The organism is Streptococcus infantis, from assembly GCF_047465035.1.
Classification (GTDB): domain Bacteria; phylum Bacillota; class Bacilli; order Lactobacillales; family Streptococcaceae; genus Streptococcus; species Streptococcus infantis_T.
In genome coordinates this window covers 31,062-55,226 of sequence record NZ_JASHAQ010000008.1, presented here as the reverse complement: position 1 = coordinate 55,226, position 24,165 = coordinate 31,062, and the positions used below count along the sequence as shown (strand labels likewise).

25 protein-coding genes and 1 pseudogene are annotated in these 24,165 nt (G+C 38.8%); 2 read left to right on the top strand and 24 right to left on the bottom strand.

Annotated features, from left to right (window positions below; all coding sequences use genetic code 11):
* Nucleotides 1–27: 27 nt before the first annotated feature.
* From QM406_RS05175 to QM406_RS05115, 13 genes and pseudogenes are all read right to left on the bottom strand, one after another.
* Nucleotides 28–1,719 (bottom strand): lactose-specific PTS transporter subunit EIIC, encoded by a 1,692-nt coding sequence (locus QM406_RS05175; RefSeq protein WP_414273615.1) that lies wholly within the window; start codon nt 1,717–1,719, stop codon nt 28–30.
* On the bottom strand, nt 1,719–2,036 hold the full coding sequence (locus QM406_RS05170) for a PTS lactose/cellobiose transporter subunit IIA (protein ID WP_045763395.1): 318 nt from the start codon (nt 2,034–2,036) through the stop codon (nt 1,719–1,721). The genes QM406_RS05175 and QM406_RS05170 overlap by 1 nt, the downstream gene beginning before the upstream one ends.
* Before the next feature lie 32 nt (nt 2,037–2,068).
* Nucleotides 2,069–2,905 carry a PRD domain-containing protein gene (locus tag QM406_RS05165; RefSeq protein WP_414273614.1) on the bottom strand — a complete coding sequence of 279 codons (837 nt, stop codon included), beginning with the start codon at nt 2,903–2,905 and terminating at the stop codon, nt 2,069–2,071.
* A gap of 236 nt (nt 2,906–3,141) precedes the next feature.
* Nucleotides 3,142–4,122, bottom strand: a complete 981-nt coding sequence (gene lacD / locus QM406_RS05160) for a tagatose-bisphosphate aldolase (protein WP_414273613.1) — start codon at nt 4,120–4,122, stop codon at nt 3,142–3,144.
* Nucleotide 4,123: 1 nt separating this feature from the next.
* Nucleotides 4,124–5,053: a tagatose-6-phosphate kinase gene (locus QM406_RS05155; protein WP_414273612.1), complete on the bottom strand. Its 930-nt coding sequence runs from the start codon at nt 5,051–5,053 to the stop codon at nt 4,124–4,126.
* A gap of 10 nt (nt 5,054–5,063) precedes the next feature.
* Entirely contained in the window at nt 5,064–5,579 is a 516-nt protein-coding gene (gene lacB, locus QM406_RS05150; protein ID WP_414273611.1) for a galactose-6-phosphate isomerase subunit LacB, read from the bottom strand.
* Nucleotides 5,580–5,609: 30 nt separating this feature from the next.
* A complete protein-coding gene (gene lacA / locus QM406_RS05145) occupies nt 5,610–6,035 on the bottom strand; it encodes a galactose-6-phosphate isomerase subunit LacA (protein ID WP_000029280.1) in 426 nt (141 codons plus the stop codon).
* A 258-nt stretch (nt 6,036–6,293) separates the two neighbouring features.
* Nucleotides 6,294–7,187 carry an aldose 1-epimerase family protein gene (locus QM406_RS05140; protein ID WP_414273610.1) on the bottom strand — a complete coding sequence of 298 codons (894 nt, stop codon included), beginning with the start codon at nt 7,185–7,187 and terminating at the stop codon, nt 6,294–6,296.
* A gap of 103 nt (nt 7,188–7,290) precedes the next feature.
* Nucleotides 7,291–8,766 carry a PTS galactitol transporter subunit IIC gene (locus tag QM406_RS05135; protein ID WP_301560186.1) on the bottom strand — a complete coding sequence of 492 codons (1,476 nt, stop codon included), beginning with the start codon at nt 8,764–8,766 and terminating at the stop codon, nt 7,291–7,293.
* 44 nt (nt 8,767–8,810) lie between these two features.
* Nucleotides 8,811–9,116 (bottom strand): PTS sugar transporter subunit IIB, encoded by a 306-nt coding sequence (locus tag QM406_RS05130; protein WP_000590576.1) that lies wholly within the window; start codon nt 9,114–9,116, stop codon nt 8,811–8,813.
* 39 nt (nt 9,117–9,155) lie between these two features.
* Complete coding sequence (locus QM406_RS05125; RefSeq protein WP_371558994.1) at nt 9,156–9,632, bottom strand: PTS sugar transporter subunit IIA; 477 nt, start codon at nt 9,630–9,632, stop codon at nt 9,156–9,158.
* A gap of 199 nt (nt 9,633–9,831) precedes the next feature.
* The gene (locus QM406_RS05120) at nt 9,832–10,365 is read right to left on the bottom strand and encodes a hypothetical protein (RefSeq protein WP_414273609.1); all 534 of its coding nucleotides are present in this window, start codon (nt 10,363–10,365) and stop codon (nt 9,832–9,834) included.
* 515 nt (nt 10,366–10,880) lie between these two features.
* Nucleotides 10,881–11,188: pseudogene (locus tag QM406_RS05115) on the bottom strand (hypothetical protein); the annotation flags it as partial.
* A gap of 23 nt (nt 11,189–11,211) precedes the next feature.
* Here QM406_RS05115 and QM406_RS05110 point away from each other — a divergent pair.
* A protein-coding gene (locus QM406_RS05110) for an IS630 family transposase (RefSeq protein WP_414273608.1) occupies nt 11,212–12,059 on the top strand; the annotation gives its coding sequence in 2 pieces (ribosomal slippage) (nt 11,212–11,530 and nt 11,530–12,059; 849 coding nt in all).
* A gap of 237 nt (nt 12,060–12,296) precedes the next feature.
* On the opposite strand, the gene lepA is transcribed toward QM406_RS05110, so the two are convergent.
* The 9 genes from lepA to eno form a co-directional block, all read right to left on the bottom strand.
* The gene (gene lepA / locus QM406_RS05105) at nt 12,297–14,120 is read right to left on the bottom strand and encodes a translation elongation factor 4 (RefSeq protein ID WP_414273607.1); all 1,824 of its coding nucleotides are present in this window, start codon (nt 14,118–14,120) and stop codon (nt 12,297–12,299) included.
* A gap of 78 nt (nt 14,121–14,198) precedes the next feature.
* Nucleotides 14,199–14,927: a metallophosphoesterase family protein gene (locus QM406_RS05100; RefSeq protein WP_414273606.1), complete on the bottom strand. Its 729-nt coding sequence runs from the start codon at nt 14,925–14,927 to the stop codon at nt 14,199–14,201.
* Nucleotides 14,928–16,595: a DNA repair protein RecN gene (recN, locus tag QM406_RS05095; RefSeq protein ID WP_414273605.1), complete on the bottom strand. Its 1,668-nt coding sequence runs from the start codon at nt 16,593–16,595 to the stop codon at nt 14,928–14,930. It abuts the gene before it with no gap.
* A gap of 6 nt (nt 16,596–16,601) precedes the next feature.
* Nucleotides 16,602–17,033: an arginine repressor gene (locus QM406_RS05090; protein WP_414273604.1), complete on the bottom strand. Its 432-nt coding sequence runs from the start codon at nt 17,031–17,033 to the stop codon at nt 16,602–16,604.
* Nucleotides 17,026–17,841 (bottom strand): TlyA family RNA methyltransferase, encoded by an 816-nt coding sequence (locus QM406_RS05085; protein ID WP_414273603.1) that lies wholly within the window; start codon nt 17,839–17,841, stop codon nt 17,026–17,028. Before QM406_RS05085 ends, QM406_RS05090 begins: the two co-directional genes overlap by 8 nt.
* Nucleotides 17,834–18,709, bottom strand: a complete 876-nt coding sequence (locus tag QM406_RS05080; protein ID WP_414273602.1) for a polyprenyl synthetase family protein — start codon at nt 18,707–18,709, stop codon at nt 17,834–17,836. The genes QM406_RS05085 and QM406_RS05080 overlap by 8 nt, the downstream gene beginning before the upstream one ends.
* The gene (locus QM406_RS05075; RefSeq protein ID WP_281334887.1) at nt 18,706–18,918 is read right to left on the bottom strand and encodes an exodeoxyribonuclease VII small subunit; all 213 of its coding nucleotides are present in this window, start codon (nt 18,916–18,918) and stop codon (nt 18,706–18,708) included. Before QM406_RS05075 ends, QM406_RS05080 begins: the two co-directional genes overlap by 4 nt.
* Nucleotides 18,896–20,236 carry an exodeoxyribonuclease VII large subunit gene (xseA, locus tag QM406_RS05070; RefSeq protein WP_414273601.1) on the bottom strand — a complete coding sequence of 447 codons (1,341 nt, stop codon included), beginning with the start codon at nt 20,234–20,236 and terminating at the stop codon, nt 18,896–18,898. Before xseA ends, QM406_RS05075 begins: the two co-directional genes overlap by 23 nt.
* A gap of 230 nt (nt 20,237–20,466) precedes the next feature.
* Nucleotides 20,467–21,771 (bottom strand): surface-displayed alpha-enolase, encoded by a 1,305-nt coding sequence (gene eno / locus QM406_RS05065; RefSeq protein WP_155173017.1) that lies wholly within the window; start codon nt 21,769–21,771, stop codon nt 20,467–20,469.
* A gap of 163 nt (nt 21,772–21,934) precedes the next feature.
* Between eno and QM406_RS05060 the strand changes: the two genes are divergently transcribed.
* The gene (locus QM406_RS05060) at nt 21,935–22,381 is read left to right on the top strand and encodes a DUF1694 domain-containing protein (RefSeq protein WP_414273600.1); all 447 of its coding nucleotides are present in this window, start codon (nt 21,935–21,937) and stop codon (nt 22,379–22,381) included.
* Here QM406_RS05060 and QM406_RS05055 read toward each other — a convergent pair.
* Complete coding sequence (locus QM406_RS05055) at nt 22,378–23,493, bottom strand: glycerate kinase (protein ID WP_414273599.1); 1,116 nt, start codon at nt 23,491–23,493, stop codon at nt 22,378–22,380. The genes QM406_RS05060 and QM406_RS05055 overlap by 4 nt on opposite strands.
* 16 nt (nt 23,494–23,509) lie before the next feature.
* Nucleotides 23,510–24,151 carry a phosphoserine phosphatase SerB gene (gene serB, locus QM406_RS05050; protein ID WP_414273598.1) on the bottom strand — a complete coding sequence of 214 codons (642 nt, stop codon included), beginning with the start codon at nt 24,149–24,151 and terminating at the stop codon, nt 23,510–23,512.
* Nucleotides 24,152–24,165 lie beyond the last annotated feature (14 nt).

Here is a 24,165-nt window from a genome sequence, read left to right as displayed (position 1 = left end):
TAGGAGACTGTTTTACAGTCCCTATCATCAATCGAATTGCGCTTGAACAAAGGCTAGAGCACCTTTACCATCACGAGTCAACTTGATGTATTGAGCTCCTTCAGTCTTAGCCAATTTGATTCCAAGTTTATCTGTTTCAGCCTTCATGTCCTCATAGTTTGATGCTACTTGAGGAGCAAGGATAACAAGGTCAAATTCTGGCAACATCTCACGGTGAGCTCCATAGCCACCAGCGGCTGCCTTAACAGGAACATTGTATTCTGCTGCTGCTTTGTTCAAGGCGTTGGCAAGAAGACCACTTGTTCCTCCACCTGCACAGAGAACGAGTACGTTGGTTTCTTCAGTGATTGTATTTTGTGCTGATTCTACTCCAGCTTTTTCAAGGATAGCATCAGCTTTAGCAGTGTTGAAGTTTGCTGCAACTTTTTCTTTTAATTCATCATTAGCTTTGCCTGAACGTTCTTCTTCAAGAATTTGTTCGTCATAAACCTTGAGGAATGGATAGTAGATAACAATATCTACTACGATTAACAATGCTGCAAGAGCAAATGACAAGAACTGGAAGTTTGTACCAAGGACAATCCCCAAAGGTCCAGGAGTAACCCATGGAAGGTTGGCAGTAAATGAGTTCATGCCGAGAGTTTCGATAAAGAATTTGAAAATCCAAACGTTTGCAATTGGAGCAAAGATAAATGGAATAAAGAAGATTGGGTTCAAAACAAGTGGTGCACCAAACAGGATTGGTTCGTTTACACCGAAGAATGTAGGAACTACTGAAGCGCGTCCGATGGCACGGTTACGCTTAGACTTACACAACCACATAAACATGAATGGAACTACAAGAGTTGCTCCTGTACCACCCATAGTGACGATAAACATTTGTGTACCAGATGTAAGGATCTTATCAGCGTGCATACCTTGTTGAAGAAGGTTCAAGTTGACTTCGGCATTTGCATAAGTGATCGCTGCAATGGCAGGTTCAACGATAGATGGGCCGTGAATACCGACAAACCAGAAGAAGGCAAAAGCACCAAAGATAATGGTAATACCAAGATAACCGTCTGCTGCTGAGAATAATGGGGCAAAGAATTTACCAATTGATTCTGCAACGCTTGCACCAACAAATTGACGAGCGAGCAAGTCAAGAGCATAAAGAGAAACAACTGAAAGCGTAAACGGAATAACGTCTTTAAAGACTTGTGAGATATTCGGTGGAACTTCGTCAGGCATGCGAATAGTAACGTTGTTCTTCACACAAACCTTATAGATAGCTACAGTTACAAAAGCTGCCAGGAAGGCTGAAAGCAACCCTTTTGTACCAAGGAAACCAGTTGCAAAGCCACCTTCAATTGGATCAGCTGCCAACATCAATAATCCAACAATAGCCGCCAATAGCGTTGACATATAGTTGATTTGGTTGGTTTTTTCCATGCTACGGTTAACAGAGTCTGTTAATGATTTAGCAGTCGTACCAGCTAGCAAGACTGCTAGAATTCCCATAGAGTAGCTGTAAGGTTTCATCAAAAGTGCTACTACTTCATCAGACCATTTAAAGCCCCAAGAGTTTGGAACAAAAGCAATCAAGATAAAAATACTTGAGAATAGAATGACTGGCATTCCTGCGATAAATCCATCCCGAATAGCACGAAGATAGATATTTCGAGATAGTTTTTCAAAGAAAGGCTTCCCTTTCTCGATATAGGCAATTAACTTATTCATTATTTAGCTCCTCTTTTATAAAGTTCGATTAAATGGTGCATCAAATCTTTTAGCAAGATTGTTGTCATCAGGTGATCTTGACCATGCATCATGGTCACGCTATAAGCCAAATCGTCACCAGCAGCTTCCTTGGTTAAAAGACTAGTTTGCGCGTGGTGTGCTTCAGCGATACAGCTACCAGCTTCCTCAACTAGGCTATCCGCTTTCGCGAAATCACCAGCTTCAGCAGCCTTCAAAGCTTCCAATAATTTTGAACGAGCATCACCAGCATAGGCTACGATTTCAAAACCTAACAATGTTACTTCTTCTCTATTCATGATAGAATACTCCTTATATTTTTTTATAGATGTTATGACAATAAACGTTGAATGTGTAGAACAAGATAAACTCGTTCACTCTTGTAAAGGTCAAGACCAGTTTCCTGAGCAATGACTTCATAAATTTTGCTACCAATTTCAAATGCTTCTGGATAAGTATTCTTTATATGTTCTTCCATATCGAGCAAGGATTGATTATCATCGCGACTACGATCCAGATAATCCAAAAAATAATTTAGATGAATCATAAAGCGGTCGTAGAAATTATTATTTTCAGGTGTTCGCTGGATTTTATAACTCTTCAAAACGCTTTCGATTCTCTTTAAAATTTCCTTTCTCTTATCAATTGACTCAACAACTTCGACTTCATTCTCACCTTCGGCATTTATGAAATGATAAGCGATACGAATGATTTCGTCTTCAGGAAAATTTTCTGTCAGTTTTTGACGATAAATTTCAAAAGCTTCTTGTGCAATTTGAAACGCGATAGGATATTTGGCTGAAATGTCAGGCAAGTTACTATCCTTATAGCGTCCTTGGCTAATAGCCTGATAAGAACAATAGATATGGTCTGTCAGAGTGACGTATAGATACTCTTGGACAGGATATTGATATTTTTTAGAAAGATTATCAATAATCTCATAAGTGACCGTAATAAAATCAAGCGGTACATCCTTGAGAAGAGCCATAAAATTTTCTCGCGACTCTTCTGTTTTCATCCGAAAAACTTTTTCAACCTGATCCTCAGAAATCAAATCTCCCTTCTTCTTACCGAATGAAATACCCTTACCAATTACGATCAACTCCTCTCCTTTGCTATTCCGCACGAGAGAAACATTGTTATTCATTGGATTTAATATCCGATACATGGCAACCTCCTTGCCCTATTATTTAAGTTTTGTGAGCATAAAAAATGACCACAAATGAATTCAGAAAATATACCTCTGAGTCATCTGTGATCATGCCTAATATTACTTAGTAACACTCACTTTGTATTAACTTGTGACTTAAGTATAGCACAAGATTTTTATTTTGTAAACCTTTACATACAACTTTTTTTAAAAGTTTTTTAGCTAGGTTTTAGGACATAAAAGGGGGGGGAAATTTAGACACGTTCGGTCCATGAAGTTGCAGTTGTTTTAAGAACCTTGTTAAGTTCATCGATGTTTTCAAAACCAGTTGTACGAAGCCATTCGCGAGCTGCTGCTTCTCCATCTTTGATGTAAGCTTCAACTGATCCAGCCCATGTTGCACGTCCACAAAGAACACCATTAAAGTTTGCGCCTGATTCGTGGGCAAATACAAGAGTTTCTTGGAAGAGCTTAGCTGATACACCAGCACTCAAGTAGATGTATGGCAAGTTAGTAGCTTCGTCTTGAGCTTTAAAGAAGGCTGCTGCTTCTTCACGTGTATGAACGATTTCGCCATCGCCAAATCCTTCAACGTATTTTACGTTAACTGGAACTTCCACTTTTAAGACATCGATGTTGAAACGTGGATCGGAGAAGACTTTCATAGCACCGATAACCTTACGTGGTTTTACTTTAGCGTATTCTGCAGAACCAGCATCAGCAATCTTTTCATCGTAAGCCAAGATTTCAAGGAAGAATGGAATATCTTCAGCCACACACTCAGAACCAATACGTTCGATGTAGGCTTGTTTTTCTTGGTTGAGTTCGTCAGAGCTATCTACGTCATAGTAAAGCAAGAACTTAACAGCATCTGCACCTTGTTCTTTGATACGTTTTGCAGACCAAACATCCAAGCAGTCTGGCAAGCGTTTTGTACTTGTTGTATCGTATCCTGTTTTTTCATAAGCAAGGAGAAGACCTGCATTTGGATCAAGAGCTTTTGTAGCTGGAAGTCCATACTCAGGGTCAAGAAGCATTGATGAAGCATATTTAGTCAATTCATCTGCCACTAATACTTTTAATTCTTCCATTTGAGCCACTGTTGGCTCTTCTGTTTGGTATTGAGCCATGAGGCGTTTCAATGCACCACGTTGGTCAAAGGCGAGAGCTGAGATGATACCATTCTCATCAGAGAGTTTTTGCATACAAGCGCGTTTATTTTCTGTTAAAACCATTTTATACCTCTTTTACAATTAATTGGTCATAGAGACCTTGATAGTTGGCCATATTGACATGACCGGTCATTTTTTCTTGAGCATTAAGCATACCAAGGACATTTGCCTTTATCAACAGTTCTTGATCCGTTTCTTTATGGAAAAGACCTGAAGCAATACCTGCCACTGTAGAATCGCCAGAACCTACTGGATTTACTACTTGAATTCTTGGAATATCTACTTTGTAGAAAGTGTTACCGTGTTTAGCGAATGCTCCGTTAGCACCTAAGGAAACGATAATCCACTCGATTCCATCAAATAGTGGTTCTTGAAGAACAGCTTTTATCTCATCCAAATCTTTAGAAATTTCTCTTCCTAAAAGTTGAGATAATTCTTCATTATTTGGCTTGATGACTGATGGTTTATGTGGAGACTCAAGAACTGCCTGAAGTGCAGCGCCTGAACAGTCCAAGACAACAGGTTTACCAGCTAGGTTAGCAAGTTCAACCAGATTAGCATAATAATCCACAGGAAGTCCTGCTGGTAGACTACCTGAAATGGCTACTACCTCTACAGTCTCTAAAAGTTCTTTGAAATGAGCCAAGAAATCTTGACCTTCTTTTTCTTGAACTTCAGGACCTTTTTCTAGGATTTCTGTTTGGTTTTCTCCATGTAGAATTGCGATACAGTTACGGGTTTCACCTTGAATAGAGAAGAAACGTTTGCTTACTTTATCATCAATATTTTCTACTAGAAAATCACCTAGTTTACCACCGACAAGCCCAGTTGCGACTACGGAGTCACCAAATTCTGATAGGACACGAGTAACGTTAAGACCTTTACCACCGGCCGTTTTAGTAACATCAACAACACGGTTGACAGTGTCAATTTTTAATTCATCCAAAGGATAGGAAATATCAATGGATGGGTTCATTGTGACTGTTAAAATCATAGGTCACCTCTTAGTCGTGGTATTCACCGCGATCCCATTTTTCAAGGAATTCTGTAAAGAAGTTGGCATCCGTTTGATAGTCGTTATGAGTTTCAACGTGTTGGATTTTAGCGATCAATTTTTTGTTTTCTTCAGATGGTTTGTATTCAGCGTTGATGAAAGCTTCAATGATATCGCACATAAGCAATTCACCAGTGATTTTACCACCAAATCCGATAACGTTGGCATTCAATTGTTCTTTTGCATAAAGAGCTGTTGTCATATCACGAACCAAGGCAGAACGAACACCTGGAACCTTGTTAACAGCGTTATTGATACCTACACCAGTACCACAGATACATACACCAAGATCAGCTTGGCCACTAACTACTGCTTCACCAACTTTTTTACCAAAGATTGGGTAGTGTGTACGAGCGTGGTCATAAGTACCAAAGTCGATGACTTCATGTCCTTTTGATTTCAAAAATTCTGAAACCGCCATTTTTTCATTTGTTACGATGTGGTCACATCCAATTGCAATTCTCATTTTTATCTTACCTTTCTTTCGTTATAAAAATTAGCACATTTTGTTCAACATGTCGACACGAATCTGGTGACGACCGCCGTCGTACTTACCATTTACAAAGCCTTTAGCGATGTTCTTAGCCAATTCGTCACCAACAAGTTGAGCACCCATAGTAATCATACGTGAGTTGTTGTGACCACGAGTCATATAGGCTGAACGTTCGTCAGATACTTCTGCAGCAACCATTCCTTTGATTTTAGTTGCAACCATAAATGGACCTGCACCATAAGCATCAATGACAATACCAAGGTTCTGTTCTTCTTTTTTAACTTCTTCAGCAACTGCGAGAGTTACATCAACGAAGTCTTGACCTTCAGCCGTAACATCCACAACGTGGAAGTTTTCTTTTTCCAAGAAATCTTTAACGACTTCTTTCAATCTCAAACCTGCAGCATCTGCACCAATAACAATAGACATATTGTATACTCCTTTTTTATAATAGACCAGTAAAAATATTTTGGATCTGGATTAGAAAATCTCCTTCACCAAGTAGTTACTAGTAGTTTTTGTTGACTATTTTAGTTTAAGAATGATTCATCTAATCACTCTTAAAAACTTCTCCTGGGAGAAATTTGAAGAATAACTTGTTAAAATAAACACAAATTGTTCTTTCTAAACATAATATACTACTATTGTTTAAAAAAGTCAACAGTTTGTGTTTGTTTTTGTTTATTTTTATAAAATTTCTATATCAAAACCAATTTGATCACTTTGACCTGGATTTAAGATTCGAACATTTTTCTTATCCTCTAGATGATTGCCCTCTTCAAGTGATGTTGACAAACCTGACCAAGGTTCCAGAGCAAGGAAGGGACCTTTATTGAGCGTTGACCAAACAATGAGGTTTGGAAACTCCTTAAAGTTTAGTTTCAACCCCTTATCATGCTTACGTGACCGTAAGGAAACAGAGCGAGAGGCTAACTCATCTAAAGTCACAGCATCATAGCTAAAGAAATCATAGTTTAGATCCAATTCTTTTTGGTCTTTTAACCAGCTACTTCTATCTTGAAAATCTAACATCCCTGTTTCTGGGAATGGTTTAGGAACTGTACAAGTTTCTGACTTTTCAAATTCAAGATAGTAGTCTTCATAAGCTTCATCATCAAATAAAGGACAGTTAAAGCCAGGATGTCCACCAATAAAGTAAGGCATTTTCTTATCTGTTTCCTTATTGGTAACTTGATACTGTGTTCGAATAGTCTTTCCCGTAACAGTATAAGTTATTTCTAGACGAAAATGATAGGGATAGTTCTCATACATTTCTTGGTCATCTTCGATAGCAAAGGTGACAGAGTTCTCTGTTTGTTCTACTAATTCAAATTCTTTTTTTCGAACCAATCCATGACGTGGAATTTTACCTTTTACTTGACTACCATCTTCTCGATCATACAAGACACTATCATTTCTAACGGATCCACAAATTGGAAATAAAACAGGTGCTTGTCCACTCCAATAAGTTGGATTTCCCTGCCACAAATACTCCATTCCATCTTTGTCTTTTATTGAAGAAAGTGCACCACCAAAAGTTTGAAACTGTACACATAGCTGTTCTGTTTTTAATTCAATCATTAGAATTACCTCCATTTATTTAAGACCTAAAAAAACTAGGCTGTCGACTCCAGATTTGGAAACTGACAACCTAGTTTTTACAATTTACATTTTTAGGAGCGAATTATTTTGCGTTTGCTGCGTATTCTTCATTACGTTTGATCATTTGTTTTCTGTACCATGCAAAGATACCAACGTAGAATACTAGGAATACTAATGCGCCAAGGATAGCTTTGATATCACCAGTTGTAGCATTACCAATTGCCCAACCAAATAGTTTTTCGATTGGTCCTTCAAGAGTTGAGTGAGTAATCAATTGAGTTTGGCTTACACCTTCTGGGAAGGCACCTACACCTTTAGCAAGTTCTGTTGCAAATGGTGCGATAAGTGTACCTGAAAGAAGGAAGAGTGGCAACAAGAGTGTTCCGAAGATAATCATACGGAGCAATTTACCACGAGTAACTACCAAGAGAGCTGGAGTTACACCCATTGCGATGATACCAGCAAGTGGCAAGATACCATTTCCGACATTTGAAAGAAGCACAGCTTCAACCAACATGATTGGTGCAAGTACGTTGGCACAAGCCCAGATTTCAGCACGACCAGCGATAAATGGCCAGTCAAGACCGATGTTGAATTTACGTCCTTGAAGACGTTTAGTAGCAACGTTTGTAATACCTTGTGAAAGTGGTTCTACGGCTGCGATGAACCATGAACCGATCAATGAGAAGAGCTCCAAGCAGACACCGGCAGTCAAACCAAGTGACAACCAACCTTTAATAACAAGTTCCCATTTTTCAGCACCTTCAACACCAGGAACTGGATGTGGAGTTCCCATCAAACCGATAACGATACCAAGGATGAAACCGATGAAGAATTTAGATCCCCAGAAACCGATTCGTTTGTTCAATTTAGCAGCGTCAAAGTCGTATTTATCAAGACCTGGGAAGAGTTTATCAAAAATCTTATCCAAAACCATGATAACTGGGTTCATCATGTAGTTCATGTGAGTTGAAGTCATTGGTGATGAACTTGGTGCGTTAAGAAGGTCATCAAATGTTGGTTTCATCAAGTCAGAGTTGATGATTTTAAGAACCCCTACAAGGACAACTGCTGCAGTCGCGATGAAGAGTGAAACTCCTTGGCTAACTCCATTGTTGTCAGCGTACCATTTAATCAAAAGACCTGTGATAGACAAGTGCCAGATATCAAAGATATCGACGTCAAGTGTATCAGTTTTCTTCATTGCAAGCATTACAATGTTGACGATCAACATCACAAGCAAGAAGTAAAGTGTCCAAGCTGAACCCCAAGTGATTGTAGCAAGTGGTGCCCAACCAACGTCGGTGATGTTCAATTGAATACCAGTATTTTCAACGAATTTTGCAAGAGAAGCTGAGAAAGCTCCGTTAAGCATTCCGATGATAGCACCGATACCAGTAAGTGCGATGGCAAGTTTGATACCACCTTCAAGTGCTTTGGAGAATTTCACTCCAAATAGTAAAGCCAATACTGTCAAAATGATCAGCATGATAATTGGGCCACCCATATCCAAGATTGGCTTGAATACTTTATTGGCCAAGTCAATAATGAAATCCATAATTTTCCTCCCTTTATTTTTATGGAATATTTACAAATTAATAATTAGCTTAGACCATGTTCTTTGATAGCTGCTTCAATATTGTCATAAACTGGAGCGCTCATAGCTGGAATACGGAACAAGATTGGTCCTGCTTCAACAACTGGGATACCTGGTTCAAAACCTAAATCAGTAGCAGCGATTGGTGTGAAGATATCATAACCTTTAATCAAGTCTTCATTGACATCTTTTACCATAACAGCATCACATTGAACATCGTACCCACGGTTAGAAAGTTCTTCTTCAAGAGCACTTTTAATTTGGTGGCTTGAGTTAACACCTGCACCACAAGCAGCAAGAATTTTAATCATTTGGATTTCCTCCGTTTTTATATAAAAATTATTAACAAATTAAGCAGTCGCTTCTGAGATATATTGGAACAAAGCTTCAGGTTCCGTAATCTTAGAGAGCGCTTCAAGATGACCATTGCCTGTAAAGAAGTCCATCAACTGCGCAAGAATATTTGTTTGACTTGAGCTTGAATTGTTGATGATAAAGAAGAGTAATGATACTTCTACTTCCTTATCAGGAGCGATCATATTGTGGAACGTTACTGGTTTTTCCAGACGAACCACGACAACATTTTCAGTTAGATTATGAATTGTATCAGTGTGAGGAATCGCTACGTTAGGCAAATCCTTCCCTAAAAACTCCATATCCAAACCAGTTGGGAACGATTTTTCACGTTCAATCAAGGCCGAACGATAGGTCTCTGTAACAACTTTCTTTTCTTCCAATATGGTTGCAACTTGATCGAAAAGTTGCTCTTGATTATCTGCTTCTAAGCAAAAGACTAGGTCTTTGTCAAAGAAATGATCTAATCCCATGACCTTCTCCCTTCATATTTAACTTTTATGGTATAAGTATAACACTATATGAAACCGTTGTCAATGTTTTTTTGTTGTATTTTGTTTGATTTTTATTTTTTTTGTTTACGAATTAAACATTTGATGATTTCAAACATATTTTTTATAATTTCCTAATAAGTATAATAAAAAAACAGGAATGACTCCTGTTTTCACGATGTTAACTCTTTTTATTGGTCCAACTTTCTTCAACCATTGGAAGGAGATTTTTTAATACCTCTGGAACACCTTCGAGAGAAACGTATCTAAACTTGCCATCATCGGATTTAAATACCCAGATAATTAGATATTTACCATTCTTCGCAATACAGTTTACTACGTATGCCTCATAGCCTCCGATAGTTGATTTTGACCCCCATACCTTGGAAAAGTCTTGACTTTTCTGTTTAGATTCATAAATGCTAGTTGAAATTTGAACAGTTTCTAGCGCTGCATATTCGCTTTCACTAATACCAAACTGCTCAAGTTTAAATGTATTGAGAGTTACAATATTGACATCCGTCCCATCACAGTACTGAATGTCATCTCCACCTTCAATTTCTTTGAAATGAACCCATAATTTAGGAATTTTCACATATCCATAATCATCAGATCCAACTATTTGAGTTTCTTCTGTCTGGCTGATAAGAAAGGCGATGATTAAGTGCCACTGGTCCGGACGTGATTCGCAACCACGCAAAAAAAGCCTCAGCATTCGCACTGCTGGTGCTTTTCCATTGCTCATGGCTTAGAAAACTATCACTTTTTCGCAGAATCCGTATAACACATTTACGGATCAGGTGCAAGAAAATGCGTTTTTTGAGAGGTTCTGACTAAAAATACGTCTATTTATTTTTATTGTTTTTTATTGTAAAGTAGACCCAACCGAATGAACATAGGTTGTAAAAAGCAAATGAAAAAACTGCGAGGATAATAGCTTCTGTGTCTAAATAACCCATTTCGAGACCTCTTTTCAACAACAACAAGCCTGTAGTTTCGACAACGATCAAAAATAAAAATACATAAAAAATTTTCGCCTTAAGCATATTGTTACCGCTTTCTTTTTATTTGGTTTTATTGTATAATAAAAGTTGAAAAAAATCAAAAAATCATGATCATCCGTTAAACGGGTGGTTTGTCCCAGAGCTATAAGCCCAGATTACCAGCCAGCGCCTAAAGACGCTGGCTTCATTCTTGACTCGTCACTTGCCTCTTAAAGACGCTTGAGTATTACTTACCACTTTCCCTAAAGGGATCCTCATATTCTTTTACACTTAATTTATCTAGTGCTATATCATCTTTACTCGTTCTCAAATTTTCATACTCGTGAAGAAATCATCCACTGTATAATTGCTTTAATCTTGAATATATTTCTTAATTGTGGCTTCATTAAGTACATAATAACCTTCCGACCAGAAATGTCTATTCCCAAACTTATATAGTTGATTGAAATAAGATATGAACAAAGAGATTAGGAAAGTCAAATCAATTTCTAAAAATGTTTTAGAATTTGTATAGCCAATTGAACCAAAAACAGTACATAATGTGGTATAATCTTCTTATGGCATATTCAATAGATTTTCGTAAAAAAGTTCTCGCTTATTGTGAGCGAACAGGTAGTATAACAGAAGCATCACACGTTTTCCAAATCTCACGTAATACCATTTATTGCTGGTTAAAGCTAAAAGAGAAAACAGGAGAGTTAAACCATCAAGTAAAAGGAACAAAACCAAGAAAAGTTGATAGAGATAGACTCAAAAACTATCTTACTGACAATCCGGACGCTTATTTGACTGAAATAGCTTCTGAATTTGGCTGTCATCCAACTACTATCCACTATACTCTCAAAGCTATGGGGTACACTCGAAAAAAAAGAATCACACCTACTATGAACAAGACCCAGAAAAAGTAGCTTTATTTCTTAAAAAATTTAATAGTTTAAAGCACTTAGCACCTGTTTATATTGATGAAACAGGATTCGATACTTATTTTTATCGAGAATATGGTCGCTCATTAAAAGGTCAGTTAATAAGAGGTAAAATATCTGGAAGAAGATATCAGAGGATCTCACTGGTTGCTGGGCTAACAAATGGTGAGTTAATCGCTCCAATGACTTACGAAGAGACGATGACGAGCGACTTTTTTGAAGCTTGGTTTCAGAAGTTTCTCTTACCAACATTAAACACACCATCAGTTATTATTATGGATAATGCAAGATTCCATAGAATGGGTAAGCTAGAGCTCTTATGTGAAGAATTTGGGCATAAACTTTTACCACTTCCTCCCTACTCACCTGAGTACAATCCTATTGAGAAGAAATGGGCTCATATTAAAAAGCATCTCAAAAAGGTATTGCCAAGTTGCAATACTTTTTTCGAGGCTCTGTTGTCTTATTCTTGTTTCAATTGACTATAGTGTACTATTCTAAGTTCAATCTGCTATACTTGAGGTTGGCGCGTTTGTCAAACATTAAGAAAAGAGGCTGGGCAAAAAGTCTTTAAAATCAGAAAAACGCATAATATCAGGTGTTGAAAACCTTGATACTATGCGTTATATTTTTTTCATTTTCGGAGAAAATTGACTTTTTACCCAGCCACTTAAAAAATCATTATTTTATATTTATCTTATTTTTTCTTGAGAGCTCAACTATTCTTCATCCATGCTCAATACGCTGAGGAAGGCTTCTTGTGGGACTTCTACTGATCCGATGGCTTTCATGCGTTTCTTACCAGCTTTTTGTTTTTCGAGAAGTTTACGTTTACGAGAAACGTCACCACCATAACACTTGGCAAGAACGTTCTTACGAAGAGCTTTAATATCTGTACGCGCGACAATCTTGTGCCCAATAGCTGCTTGGATGGGAACTTCAAATTGTTGACGAGGAATAATTTTCTTGAGCTTATCAACGATGAGTTTTCCGCGTTCATAAGCAAAGTCCTTGTGAACGATGAAGCTGAGGGCATCCACCTTGTCTCCATTGAGAAGTATGTCCATTTTGACCAGCTTAGATGGACGATACTCTGACAATTCGTAGTCAAAGCTAGCGTAACCACGTGTCGAGGACTTAAGCTTATCAAAGAAGTCAAAGACAATCTCAGCTAGTGGGATTTGATAGATAACATTGACACGATTGTCATCAATATAGTCCATAGTCACAAAGTCCCCACGCTTACGCTGAGCCAATTCCATTACTGCTCCGACGAACTCCTGTGGTACCATGATTTGCGCTTTAACATAAGGCTCTTCAATGGTCGCAATCTTAGTTGGGTCTGGAAACTCAGATGGATTAGACACATCCATAGACTCGCCGTCTGTCAGATTGACTTTATAGATAACAGACGGAGCTGTCATGATGAGGTCAATGTTGAACTCACGTTCCAAACGTTCTTGGATAACATCCATATGGAGAAGTCCAAGGAAACCACAACGGAAACCAAATCCAAGTGCCTGAGATGTTTCTGGTTCAAACTGCAAGCTGGCATCATTCAGTTGCAATTTTTCAAGAGCTTCACGCAGGTCATTGTACTTGTTTGACTCAATTGGATAGAGACCCGCAAAGACCATAGGATTCATCTGCTTGTAGCCATGTAATGGCTCTGCCGCAGGATTGGTTGCCAAGGTAACGGTATCACCTACACGAGTGTCTTGAACCGTCTTGATAGAAGCCGCAATATAACCAACGTCACCAGTCGCAAGGAAATCACGACCAACTGCTTTTGGTGTAAAAATACCGACTTCGGTCACATCAAAGGTCTTACCATTGCTCATGAGCTGAATCTTATCACCAGGTTTGACCACTCCGTCCATGACACGCACTTGGAGGATAACCCCACGGTAAGCATCGTAAACTGAGTCGAAAATCAAGGCCTTAAGTGGCGCCGTCACATCACCCGTTGGTGCTGGCACTTTTTCCACGATTTGCTCGAGAATTTCTTCGATACCAATACCAGCCTTGGCTGAAGCCAATACTGCTTCACTGGCATCCAAGCCAATGACATCCTCAATCTCTGTACGCACGCGCTCTGGATCCGCAGCAGGTAGGTCAATTTTATTGATAACTGGAAGGATTTCCAAATCATTATCTAAGGCAAGGTAAACGTTTGCTAGAGTTTGAGCCTCAATCCCTTGGGCAGCATCAACGACCAAAATAGCACCTTCACAGGCAGCTAGGGAACGTGAAACCTCATAGGTAAAGTCCACGTGTCCAGGTGTGTCAATCAAGTGGAAGATATAAGTCTCACCATCTTTAGCCGTATAATTAAGCTCGATAGCATTAAGCTTGATAGTAATTCCACGTTCACGTTCAAGGTCCATACTATCAAGAAGTTGGGCCTGCATTTCACGACTGGAAACTGTCTCTGTCTTTTCCAAAATACGGTCTGCTAGTGTTGACTTTCCATGGTCAATATGGGCGATAATAGAGAAGTTACGAATCTTCTCCTGTCGTTTTTTCAATTCTTCTAAGTTCATCATTCTCTTCCTTTTAGGGTATCTATTAATTATAAATTGTTTTTAACATTTTGACAAGACCATACCCTGTTAGGAGTACTAATCTTCAGCAACAAAGCCGTCATTTTCAATGAAGTAATGTTCTGTCATACCTTGGTCGGTAAAGACAATACCGTGAAGGACACCACCGTAAACAGCTCCTCCATCCATTCCAATCTTACCGTCTTCTGTAATCCAAAGTTCAGATGTACCAGGTTTTTGATCCAACAAACCATAGACTGGTGTATGTCCAAAGACAATGTTTTTTCCAGTATGATTGGCTGCTTCGTGGAATGGTTTTCTGAGCCATACCTTCTTATAATCGGTAGTATCATGCCAATCATCCAAAGTCAAATCAATACCGGCATGAACAAAGATATACTTATCTGTTTCAATGACAAAAGGCATCTGACGAATAAATTCCACTAAGTCTGCTGCTTCTGTCTCGACACGCTTCGCATCTGCTACACCATCTACTGGTGCATCCAATGGGCGACCTAGAATAGAATTAATAGTTGTATCTCCACCATTACGACGATAGTGGTCATAGCTTTCTTCAGGATTATCTAACCAAGTCAAAAACATGTACTCGTGGTTTCCTGATAAGCAGATAGCTCCTTGCTTATCAACCAAATCCTTGACCATTTCAAGAACACGGCGGCTATCTTCTCCTCTATCAATCAAATCTCCAAGAAAGAGTAATTGAGTCTTGCCATCCCATGTTTTAAGTAAGTCTTCTAACATTCCAGCTTTTCCGTGGACATCACCAATTACATAATAGTCTGTCATTTATTTCTCCTTACTTTGTAATAATTCTCTCGCTTGAGTCAATGCTGCTTCTGTCACATTCTCCCCAGCCAACATCTTAGCGACTTCTTCAATCCTTTCTTCAACTGTTAACAAGCGAACAGTTGATACTGTTGAATGTTCATTGCTAATCTTTTCAATAAAGAACTGATAATCTGCGATAGCAATAACTTGAGGAAGGTGAGATATGGCCAACACTTGTCCATTTTGTCCAATTTTGTGAATCTTCTGCGCAATAGCCTGAGCTACACGACCTGAAACTCCCGTATCCACCTCATCAAAGACAATGCTAGTCTTGCCTTCTTTACGTGAAAAGGCAGACTTAATAGCTAGCATGAGACGAGATAATTCCCCACCAGAAGCTACTTTTACTAAAGGTTTAAAATCTTCTCCAGGATTGGTTGAAATGTAAAACTCAACACTCTCATTACCTTCACGACTGAATTTTCCTTGACTAAAACGAACTTGAAATTGTGCTTTCTCCATGTAAAGGTCTTGCAATTCTTGCTTGATTTCAGCTTCTAAGTCCTGCGCTATTTTATGGCGAGCCTGAGCAACTTGACCTGCTAGGTCCACAAGATTTTTTTCAAGTTTCTTGAGTTCGATTTCCATATCTTCAGAAGATAGATTATTTCCTGTTAGAAGATTGTATTCGTCTGTAATCTTGGCAAAGTATTCAAGGACATCATCTACACTACTACCATACTTACGGGTAATGGTATGAATCAAATCTAGTCGACTTTCAACCTGCATCAGACGATTACCATCAAAATCTAAATCATCGATAATGGATTCCAATCGCTTGGTTATATCTTCTAGAACATAATAGGATTCAGAAAGGGAGCTTGAAATCTCACGATACTCTGGATCGAACTCTTCAAGACTTTCCATATCATTCATGGCCGAACGAACATTTGCAAGGCTTGAAAATTCTTCATTATCAAGCATACTATAAGCATTTGTTAAAGTATCGGCAATATGTTTATGGTTCAGTAGTTTGTCTCTTTCTTGATTGAGAGTAACATCTTCACCAGCTTTCAAATTAGCTGCTTCAATCTCAGCCATCTGAAATTCCAACATCTCAATTCGCGCCTTGTGTTCTTGCTGATTTTTTTTGATGTCAAGCACTTGCTTGCGCATACGACGATAGTTGTCAAAGCTCATCTGATAGGCTTCTTTTAATTCAAAGAAAAAAGCATCCCCAAACTCATCCAACATCTGGATATGTCGATGTGGGCGCATTAACTCCTCTTGGTCATGTTGACCATGGATATCAACTAGCTGTTGACCAATCGTCCTTAATACTGAAAGATTAACCATCTGTCCATTGACACGACTGATGCTCCGACCGTTTTGTAAAATTTCGCGACGAATAATGATTTCATCACTCAATTCTAATCCTTGTTCATCAAAAATTTCTTCTAGTGCGCGATTACTTTCAATTGAAAAAAGACCTTCAATTTCCGCTTTTGGAGCCCCATGACGAATAACTTCTGTTGTAGCTCGAGCTCCCAACATCATATTCATAGCATCGATGATGATTGATTTACCCGCACCTGTTTCACCAGTTAAAACTGTCATCCCTTGTTCAAAGTTCAAAGAAATTGATTCGATGATAGCAAAATTTTTAATCGAAATTTCCAGTAACATATAATCCTACCAATTTTTAACTTGCTCAAAAATATCTTTGGCTGTTTCTTCACTTCTCAATACCATCAAGATGGAATTATCATCAGCAATACAGCTAAAAATTTGGTCAGAAAAAACAGCCATCAACTGACTCTTAACGAAAACAGTATTTCCTGGAATGACTTGCAAATTGATCATATATCCCATTCGTTCAGCATGAACAATATTGTTTTCTGTCAATTGCAAGCTTCTAACGATTGATTTTGGTAATTCATAAATGTAAGTATTGTCTTTCAATGGAATTTTTACAATACCTAATTCTTTAATATCTCGGGAGACTGTTGCTTGAGTAGCAGAGATACCAGCTTCTCTCAAGTGTTCAACGATTTCTTCCTGTGTGCCGATTTGATAATCTGTAACAAATCTTCTAATCTTCTCAAGTCGCTCTTTTTTATTCATCTTTAAATTCTCTATGTGCTTTCTCTACAACTTTTTCTATTTCAGTAACAACCTGATTGCTTGCCTGGGCTTCCTTCCGTAAATAGGCTAAGAATTCAATATTTCCATGTCCTCCTTGTATCGGAGAAAAATCCAATCCTAGGACAGAAAAACCTTCTCTAACAGCCATTTCGGTTACTGATTCCAAGACATGTTGGTGAACCTTGGCATCTCTGATAATCCCATTCTTACCAATCTGCTCACGTCCAGCCTCAAATTGAGGCTTAACTAGAGCAACAACCTGCCCTTGATCAGCTAAAACTCGGTGCAAAGCTGGTAAAATGAGGCCTAGGGAAATAAAACTAACATCAATACTGGCAAAACTTGGTTCTTCTTCAAAGTCAGTTTTTTCAGCATAGCGAAAATTAAACTGTTCCATGCTGACAACACGAGGATCCTGGCGTAATTTCCAAGCAAGCTGGTTAGTCCCGACATCAACTGCAAAAACTTGTTTAGCACCATTTTGCAACATGACATCCGTAAAACCTCCAGTTGAAGCTCCGATATCAATGGTCGTTTGTCCCTCAACTGATAGATCAAAAATATCTAGCGCCTTCTCAAGTTTCAAGCCACCACGACTGACATACTTAAGTTTCTCGCCCTTGAGTTTCAACTCTGTATCGTCAGGAATTTTTTCTCCTGGTTTATCAAATCGTTCGCCATTTATAACAGCGACTACCAAACCAGCCATAACACCTCGTTTGGCTTGTTCTCTCGTTTCAAATAAACCTTGTTTGTAAGCTAATACATCTACTCTTTCCTTAGCCATTGATTCTCAAACTTTCTACTATTTTCACAATTGGTTCTTTGTCAAAGATCACAACCTGGCTAATCTCTTCAAGTTTCGCATTAGCTTGATCCAAGGTTTGATTGCAAAACGCTATCGCCTGGTCTAATCCCAACAATGCAGGATAGGTTGACTTCTCGGCTTGCAAATCTTTCTGGGGTGTTTTGCCGATTTCCTCAAAGCTAGCGGTAACATCAAGCACATCATCTCTCACTTGGAAAGCAAGCCCAATCAACTCGCCAACTTTTTTAAGCTGCTTCTGAAGTTTTTCATCCAATCCAGCAATGATACCAGCCGCTTGGAAAGGAAAGGCTAAAAGTTTACCAGTCTTATTAGCATGGATAGTCTGAAGTTCCTCTAAATTCAAGTGTTTTCCTTCGCCTTCCATATCCAAAACTTGACCAGCCACCATTCCCATACTTCCAGAAGCAATTGATAAATTAGCTATTAAATCAACCTTTGTTTGACTCGGCAAATCAGCTTGAGCAATTAAAGCATAGGGATCCAAAAAAAGTGCATCCCCTGCTAAAATAGCTAGAACTTCACCATACACCTTATGGTTGGTCAAACGCCCCCGACGAAAATCATCATTATCCATAGCAGGAAGATCATCATGGATCAAACTTCCTGTATGAATCATTTCTAGTGCCGCTGCAACTTGAGCATGTTCCTGAGTGATAGGCACTTGTAAGGAGTCCAAAACTTCTAAAAGTAAATATGGACGAATCCGTTTACCACCAGCATGGACGGAATAGAGAATAGATTCTCTTAAACTGGACGCAAATTGTTGGTCCCCATAAAAGTCTTCAAGAGCTGACTCGACCAAAGCTAGTTTTTCCTGCTTGTTCATAGGAGTTCGCTTTCTGTTCCATCTTCTTGCATGACTTTAACCAAGGTCTTTTCAGCCTTGTCAAGGGTAGCTTGCAATTCTTTTGACAAGAGCATTCCCTTTTGAAAAGCAGCAATAGCATCTTCCAAAGCAATTTCACCATTTTCTAAGCTCTGAACAATCGTTTCAAGCTCTGCTAAATTTTCCTCAAATTTCTTTTGTTTTGACATCTCTTACCTCTAATTCTACTTGACCGTCCCGCATCAACAGTGATACTTGGTCATTTTCTTTCAAATCTTTCGCAGAAGCCACTACAACTTCTCCTTTTTTGACAATTGCATAACCTCTGGCTACAATTCGACTAGTATCTAGCATAAGGAGAGCTTCTGATAGGCGTTTTACTTCTGCTACTTTTGCATCATAGGTCACAGCCATCTGGCTACGCATTAGTTTTTGCAGTTGGAAAATACGATCCTGATAACGCTGGATTTTGATGATTGGTGATAATTGTTCCAAACGGTGGATTTGTTCTTGAACCTTTTGTTGATTTCGAACCAATTCAGCATTCAGTCCTTGCTTCAGTCGTAGCTGTAACTGATCCAAGCGTTGTAGATAACCGTCATATAAACGCTCTGGTTGTCTGAAGATGACCGATTGACTGAGGATTCTCAGAGCTTCTTGTTTCTTTGACAAACTATACTTAACCGCTGTAGTCATGCGTTTTTCTTGATTCTGAAGATAGGTTAAAAGATCTAACTTTGTTACTGGTGTAGCGAGTTCAGCAGCAGCTGTCGGCGTTGCCGCTCTCTTATCAGCTACAAAATCAGCCAGAGTGACATCCGTTTCATGACCTACACTCGAAATAATCGGTAAACGAGATTCAAAAATTGCTCGAACTACAATTTCTTCGTTAAAGGCCCAAAGATCTTCAATGGATCCACCACCACGTCCGATAATCAGAACATCTAAGTCATCTCGTTCATTAGCTCTCGCAATGTTACGAGCAATCTCCTCTGCAGCACCCCCACCTTGAACTTTAGTAGGATATAAGACAATTTCCACACCTGGGAAACGTCTGCTGACTGTAGTGATGATATCTTGGATAACAGCACCACTTCGACTGGTCACCACACCGATTTTTTTTGAAAATTGTGGTAAAGATTGTTTAAAGCGTTCTTGAAATAAACCTTCTTCTGCTAGTTTCTTCTTAAGCTGTTCAAATTGGATAGCCAAGGCACCAACACCATCTGGTTCAGCTTTTTCAATAATAATCGAATAGCTTCCACTTGGCTCATAGACTTGGACGCGACCAACGACATTAATCTTCATCCCTTCTTCCAAGTCAAATCCCAAACGTTGGTAGACACCCGACCAAATGGTCGCCTGAATAACTGCACGATCATCCTTAAGAGAAAAATACTGATGGGTTGGACGCTTGCGGAAGTTAGAGACTTGACCAGTTAAATAGACCCGTTCCAAGTAGGGGTCTTTATCGAATTTCATTTTTAAATACTTGGTCAAAGTTGTAACCGATAAATACTTTTCCATCTCTACCTCCTTCTTTTCTATAGTTTTTCCTAGGTATTATTATACCAAAAAAACGTTTAAAAATCTCTTTTTTCACCTCTAGAATACGAAAACAAGACTGGATTTCTTTGACCTTGTCTTATAATATACAAAAGCCCTTCGGATAAAATCCGAGGGGCTTAAATCTTGTTTAATCAAGAGCCGAACTTTTGAGTTTCAAGGTTCGGGATAAAATAGTTCACTGAACTATTTTATTTTTTAAGGTTGTAGAATGATTTCAATCCACGGTATTCAGCTACTTCACCAAGTTGATCTTCGATGCGAAGCAATTGGTTGTATTTAGCGATACGGTCTGTACGTGAAAGTGAACCAGTCTTGATTTGTCCTGCGTTTGTTGCAACTGCGATATCAGCGATTGTTGAATCTTCAGTTTCACCTGAACGGTGTGATACAACGGCAGTGTAACCAGCTTCTTTCGCCATTTCGATAGCGTCGAATGTTTCAGTAAGAGTACCGATTTGGTTAACTTTGATAAGGATTGAGTTAGCAGCACCTTCTTCGATACCACGTGAAAGGTAATCAGTGTTTGTTACGAAGAGGTCGTCACCAATCAATTGAACTTTACCACCAAGACGTTCAGTAAGAGCTTTCCAACCTTCCCAGTCGTTTTCATCCATACCATCTTCGATAAGTATGATAGGGTATTTGTCAACCAATCCTTCAAGGTAAGCGATTTGTTCTTCAGCAGTACGAACAGCAGCGCCTTCACCTTCGAATTTAGTGTAATCGTAAACTTTGCGTTCTTTATCGTAGAATTCTGATGATGCACAGTCAAATCCGATAAATACGTCTTTACCTGGAACATAACCAGCAGCTTCGATAGCAGCGATGATAGTTTCTACACCATCTTCAGTTCCGTCGAAACGAGGAGCAAATCCACCTTCGTCACCAACGGCTGTTTCAAGACCACGACCTTTAAGGATTTTCTTAAGAGCGTGGAAGATTTCAGCACCCCAACGAAGAGCTTCTTTGAATGTAGGTGCACCAGCAGGTACGATCATGAATTCTTGGAAAGCGATTGGAGCATCTGAGTGAGATCCACCATTGATGATGTTCATCATTGGAGTTGGAAGAACTTTAGTGTTGAATCCACCAAGGTAGCTGTAAAGTGGGATTTCAAGGTAGTCAGCAGCAGCACGAGCTACAGCGATAGACACACCAAGGATTGCGTTTGCTCCCAATTTACCTTTGTTAGGAGTACCGTCAAGAGCGATCATAGCACGGTCGATAGCTTGTTGGTCACGTACATCGTAGCCGATGATTGCTTCAGCAATAATGTTGTTTACGTTGTCAACAGCTTTTTGAGTACCAAGACCACCGTAACGAGATTTGTCACCGTCACGAAGTTCAACTGCTTCGTGTTCACCAGTAGAAGCTCCTGATGGAACCATACCACGTCCATGAGCACCTGATTCAGTATATACTTCTACTTCAAGTGTTGGGTTACCGCGTGAGTCTAGGACTTCGCGAGCGTAAACATCAGTAATAATTGACATTTTTTACTCTCCTTTGAGTTAAATTATTTTACACCTCTATGATACATCAAAAAGATACCTTTTTCAAGAAAAAACGTTATTTTTGTGCAAATTTTCCTTAACTTTGTTAAGTAATCGCTTTCTTTTCCGCCTTATCTATAGACTTTTATGATATACTATATTTATGACTGATATATCTAAACAAATATTAGAAAAAGCCAATGGTGGACTTAAGTTAAATCCAGACGAACAAAGACGTTTTCTCGGAACTTTCGAGGAACGTGTCCTTGGCTATGCAGACCTTGAAACAGCTAATGATGATAAATTTCAAAAGGGTTATGTATCTATTTTAGAGAGTCTAAAAAAAGAGACTCAACCTCTATTTGTCAAAATTTCTCCTCAGGTAGAGTTTGATAAACAAGTTTTTTATCTAAAACAATCCAAAGATGCTGACTGCCAAGCGACCATCGTTTCTGAAGATCATAACTCTTCTCCTTTTGGTCTAGTTATCCATAGCGTTGCCCCTGTTCAAACAAGTGAAAAAGACCTCAGAAAGGCCTTTTCAGACTTATGGCAGGAAAAAGAGATGAAAAAAGCTCCTACTTCTCTTTGGAAAAAGTGGTTTGGTTAATTTTTCTTCAAAGCTAAAATTTGACCAATGTTTGCAGCCGTATTTTCTAAATAGATAGCGGCATTTTTTAGACTATCCTCAAGCGGTTCGCTTTTTTCTAGTATTGAAAAGGCAGCAACGAGATTTTCATATGGCAAGGGCGGTAAATCCTCTGACAGACTCCCACAAATAGCAATAACTGGAACACCATTTGGTGTTCTTTTTGCTACTCCGATTGGAGCCTTACCAGATAAACTTTGAGAATCTAACCTACCTTCACCAACAATAACTAGATCTGCATCTGCGACCTGTTCATCGAAGTTTATTAAATCTAAACAAGTTTGGATACCAGATACGATCTCTGCTCCAGAAAAAGCACATAGGCCAGCTGCAATACCGCCACCTGCTCCAGCTCCTTCAAGACTTAGAATTTCAGGGGCAACTTTACGATAGAAGCTTTCAATAGCATCATCAACTTCATGAAATTGAGCTGGATCTAATCCCTTTTGCTTTCCAAATGTATAGGTAGCACCGTGAGTTCCACAGAGTGGATTGGTAACATCTGCTAAGATTTTGATACACACATCAGAAGGCATGGTAACGACACTTTTATCCAAAATCTTACAAATTTCAAATAAGGACTGGCCACAAGCCTCAAATTCCATCCCGTTTTCATTATAAAACTGATATCCGAGTCCTGAGGCAATTCCAATACCACCATCGTTACTGGATGTCCCACCAACTCCTATATAGATCTCTTTCATTCCTTGTTCGATTAAATAAAGGATCAGTTGACCAATCCCCTTTGTTTGAATCTTCAGTGGATTTCGTTTTTCTATAGGAATTTTAGCAAGCCCAACTAAATCGGCCACCTCGAACAGAGCAAGTTCTCCTTTTTGAACATAAGTCATTTGAACTTCATCTCCAAAGGGACCTGTCACTAAAGCAGTTTTTTCTACAAGACCAAGTGAATTTTTAATGGCATCCACCGTTCCTTCCCCTCCATCGCCAACAGGTAAGAGCAAACATTCCGATTCAGGTAGAGCCTTTTTAAGGCCTCGTTTAATAGCTTTAGCTACTTCACTTGCAGGGAGACTCTCCTTAAAAGAGTCAGGTGCTATAACAATTTTCATACACTCATCTTTCTAATCAAAGGAAATCTATCAGATTCAATACTTTTGTTAAATCTCTATCTTCAATTTGAAGGGAAATTTCCTCTTTCACGATTTCTTTGGCACAGAAGCCAATGCCGATTCCAGCTCTCTTTAACATTGCTAAATCATTAGCTCCATCTCCAATAGCAATGGTTCTATCGATTAGTACCTCTAATTCATCAGCCCATCTTACTAGGGTCTCTTCCTTGACTTCCTTAGTAATGATCTCTCCTTCAAGTTTTCCTGTCAAAAATCCATCCTTTACTTCAAGACGATTTGCAGCAATAAGGCTAATACCAAGTTCAGTTGCCAGTCTTTCGACAATAGGTACAAAACCACCTGAAACTAGACCCACTTCTATCTGATTTTTTTGCAGAGTGTTAATAAATTGCGCAGCATTTTTACTAAGGTGTAGTTCATGATAAATCTTATCAAAAGTATCTACAGATAGTCCTTGTAATAAAGAAACACGTTTTCTCAGGCTTTCTTCAAAATCAAGTTCTCCTCTCATAGCTTGGGCAGTCAGTAGAGCTACTTCTTCTTCACATTCTGCTTCTTTCCCCAACAAATCAATAACTTCCTCTTCTATCAGTGTCCCATCAACATCCAGTACACAGAGTCCTTTAATTTTTTTCATATAATTGCCTTACT

What these genes read in the sequence shown, in the direction of transcription:
- QM406_RS05175 (WP_414273615.1), bottom strand. Translation starts at nt 1,719, where the DNA reads ATGAATAAGTTAATTGCCTATATCGAGAAAGGGAAGCCTTTCTTTGAA.
- QM406_RS05170 (WP_045763395.1), bottom strand. Translation starts at nt 2,036, where the DNA reads ATGAATAGAGAAGAAGTAACATTGTTAGGTTTTGAAATCGTAGCCTAT.
- QM406_RS05165 (WP_414273614.1), bottom strand. Translation starts at nt 2,905, where the DNA reads ATGTATCGGATATTAAATCCAATGAATAACAATGTTTCTCTCGTGCGG.
- lacD (WP_414273613.1), bottom strand. Translation starts at nt 4,122, where the DNA reads ATGGTTTTAACAGAAAATAAACGCGCTTGTATGCAAAAACTCTCTGAT.
- QM406_RS05155 (WP_414273612.1), bottom strand. Translation starts at nt 5,053, where the DNA reads ATGATTTTAACAGTCACAATGAACCCATCCATTGATATTTCCTATCCT.
- lacB (WP_414273611.1), bottom strand. Translation starts at nt 5,579, where the DNA reads ATGAGAATTGCAATTGGATGTGACCACATCGTAACAAATGAAAAAATG.
- lacA (WP_000029280.1), bottom strand. Translation starts at nt 6,035, where the DNA reads ATGTCTATTGTTATTGGTGCAGATGCTGCAGGTTTGAGATTGAAAGAA.
- QM406_RS05140 (WP_414273610.1), bottom strand. Translation starts at nt 7,187, where the DNA reads ATGATTGAATTAAAAACAGAACAGCTATGTGTACAGTTTCAAACTTTT.
- QM406_RS05135 (WP_301560186.1), bottom strand. Translation starts at nt 8,766, where the DNA reads ATGGATTTCATTATTGACTTGGCCAATAAAGTATTCAAGCCAATCTTG.
- QM406_RS05130 (WP_000590576.1), bottom strand. Translation starts at nt 9,116, where the DNA reads ATGATTAAAATTCTTGCTGCTTGTGGTGCAGGTGTTAACTCAAGCCAC.
- QM406_RS05125 (WP_371558994.1), bottom strand. Translation starts at nt 9,632, where the DNA reads ATGGGATTAGATCATTTCTTTGACAAAGACCTAGTCTTTTGCTTAGAA.
- QM406_RS05120 (WP_414273609.1), bottom strand. Translation starts at nt 10,365, where the DNA reads ATGCTGAGGCTTTTTTTGCGTGGTTGCGAATCACGTCCGGACCAGTGG.
- lepA (WP_414273607.1), bottom strand. Translation starts at nt 14,120, where the DNA reads ATGAACTTAGAAGAATTGAAAAAACGACAGGAGAAGATTCGTAACTTC.
- QM406_RS05100 (WP_414273606.1), bottom strand. Translation starts at nt 14,927, where the DNA reads ATGACAGACTATTATGTAATTGGTGATGTCCACGGAAAAGCTGGAATG.
- recN (WP_414273605.1), bottom strand. Translation starts at nt 16,595, where the DNA reads ATGTTACTGGAAATTTCGATTAAAAATTTTGCTATCATCGAATCAATT.
- QM406_RS05090 (WP_414273604.1), bottom strand. Translation starts at nt 17,033, where the DNA reads ATGAATAAAAAAGAGCGACTTGAGAAGATTAGAAGATTTGTTACAGAT.
- QM406_RS05085 (WP_414273603.1), bottom strand. Translation starts at nt 17,841, where the DNA reads ATGGCTAAGGAAAGAGTAGATGTATTAGCTTACAAACAAGGTTTATTT.
- QM406_RS05080 (WP_414273602.1), bottom strand. Translation starts at nt 18,709, where the DNA reads ATGAACAAGCAGGAAAAACTAGCTTTGGTCGAGTCAGCTCTTGAAGAC.
- QM406_RS05075 (WP_281334887.1), bottom strand. Translation starts at nt 18,918, where the DNA reads ATGTCAAAACAAAAGAAATTTGAGGAAAATTTAGCAGAGCTTGAAACG.
- xseA (WP_414273601.1), bottom strand. Translation starts at nt 20,236, where the DNA reads ATGGAAAAGTATTTATCGGTTACAACTTTGACCAAGTATTTAAAAATG.
- eno (WP_155173017.1), bottom strand. Translation starts at nt 21,771, where the DNA reads ATGTCAATTATTACTGATGTTTACGCTCGCGAAGTCCTAGACTCACGC.
- QM406_RS05060 (WP_414273600.1), top strand. Translation starts at nt 21,935, where the DNA reads ATGACTGATATATCTAAACAAATATTAGAAAAAGCCAATGGTGGACTT.
- QM406_RS05055 (WP_414273599.1), bottom strand. Translation starts at nt 23,493, where the DNA reads ATGAAAATTGTTATAGCACCTGACTCTTTTAAGGAGAGTCTCCCTGCA.
- serB (WP_414273598.1), bottom strand. Translation starts at nt 24,151, where the DNA reads ATGAAAAAAATTAAAGGACTCTGTGTACTGGATGTTGATGGGACACTG.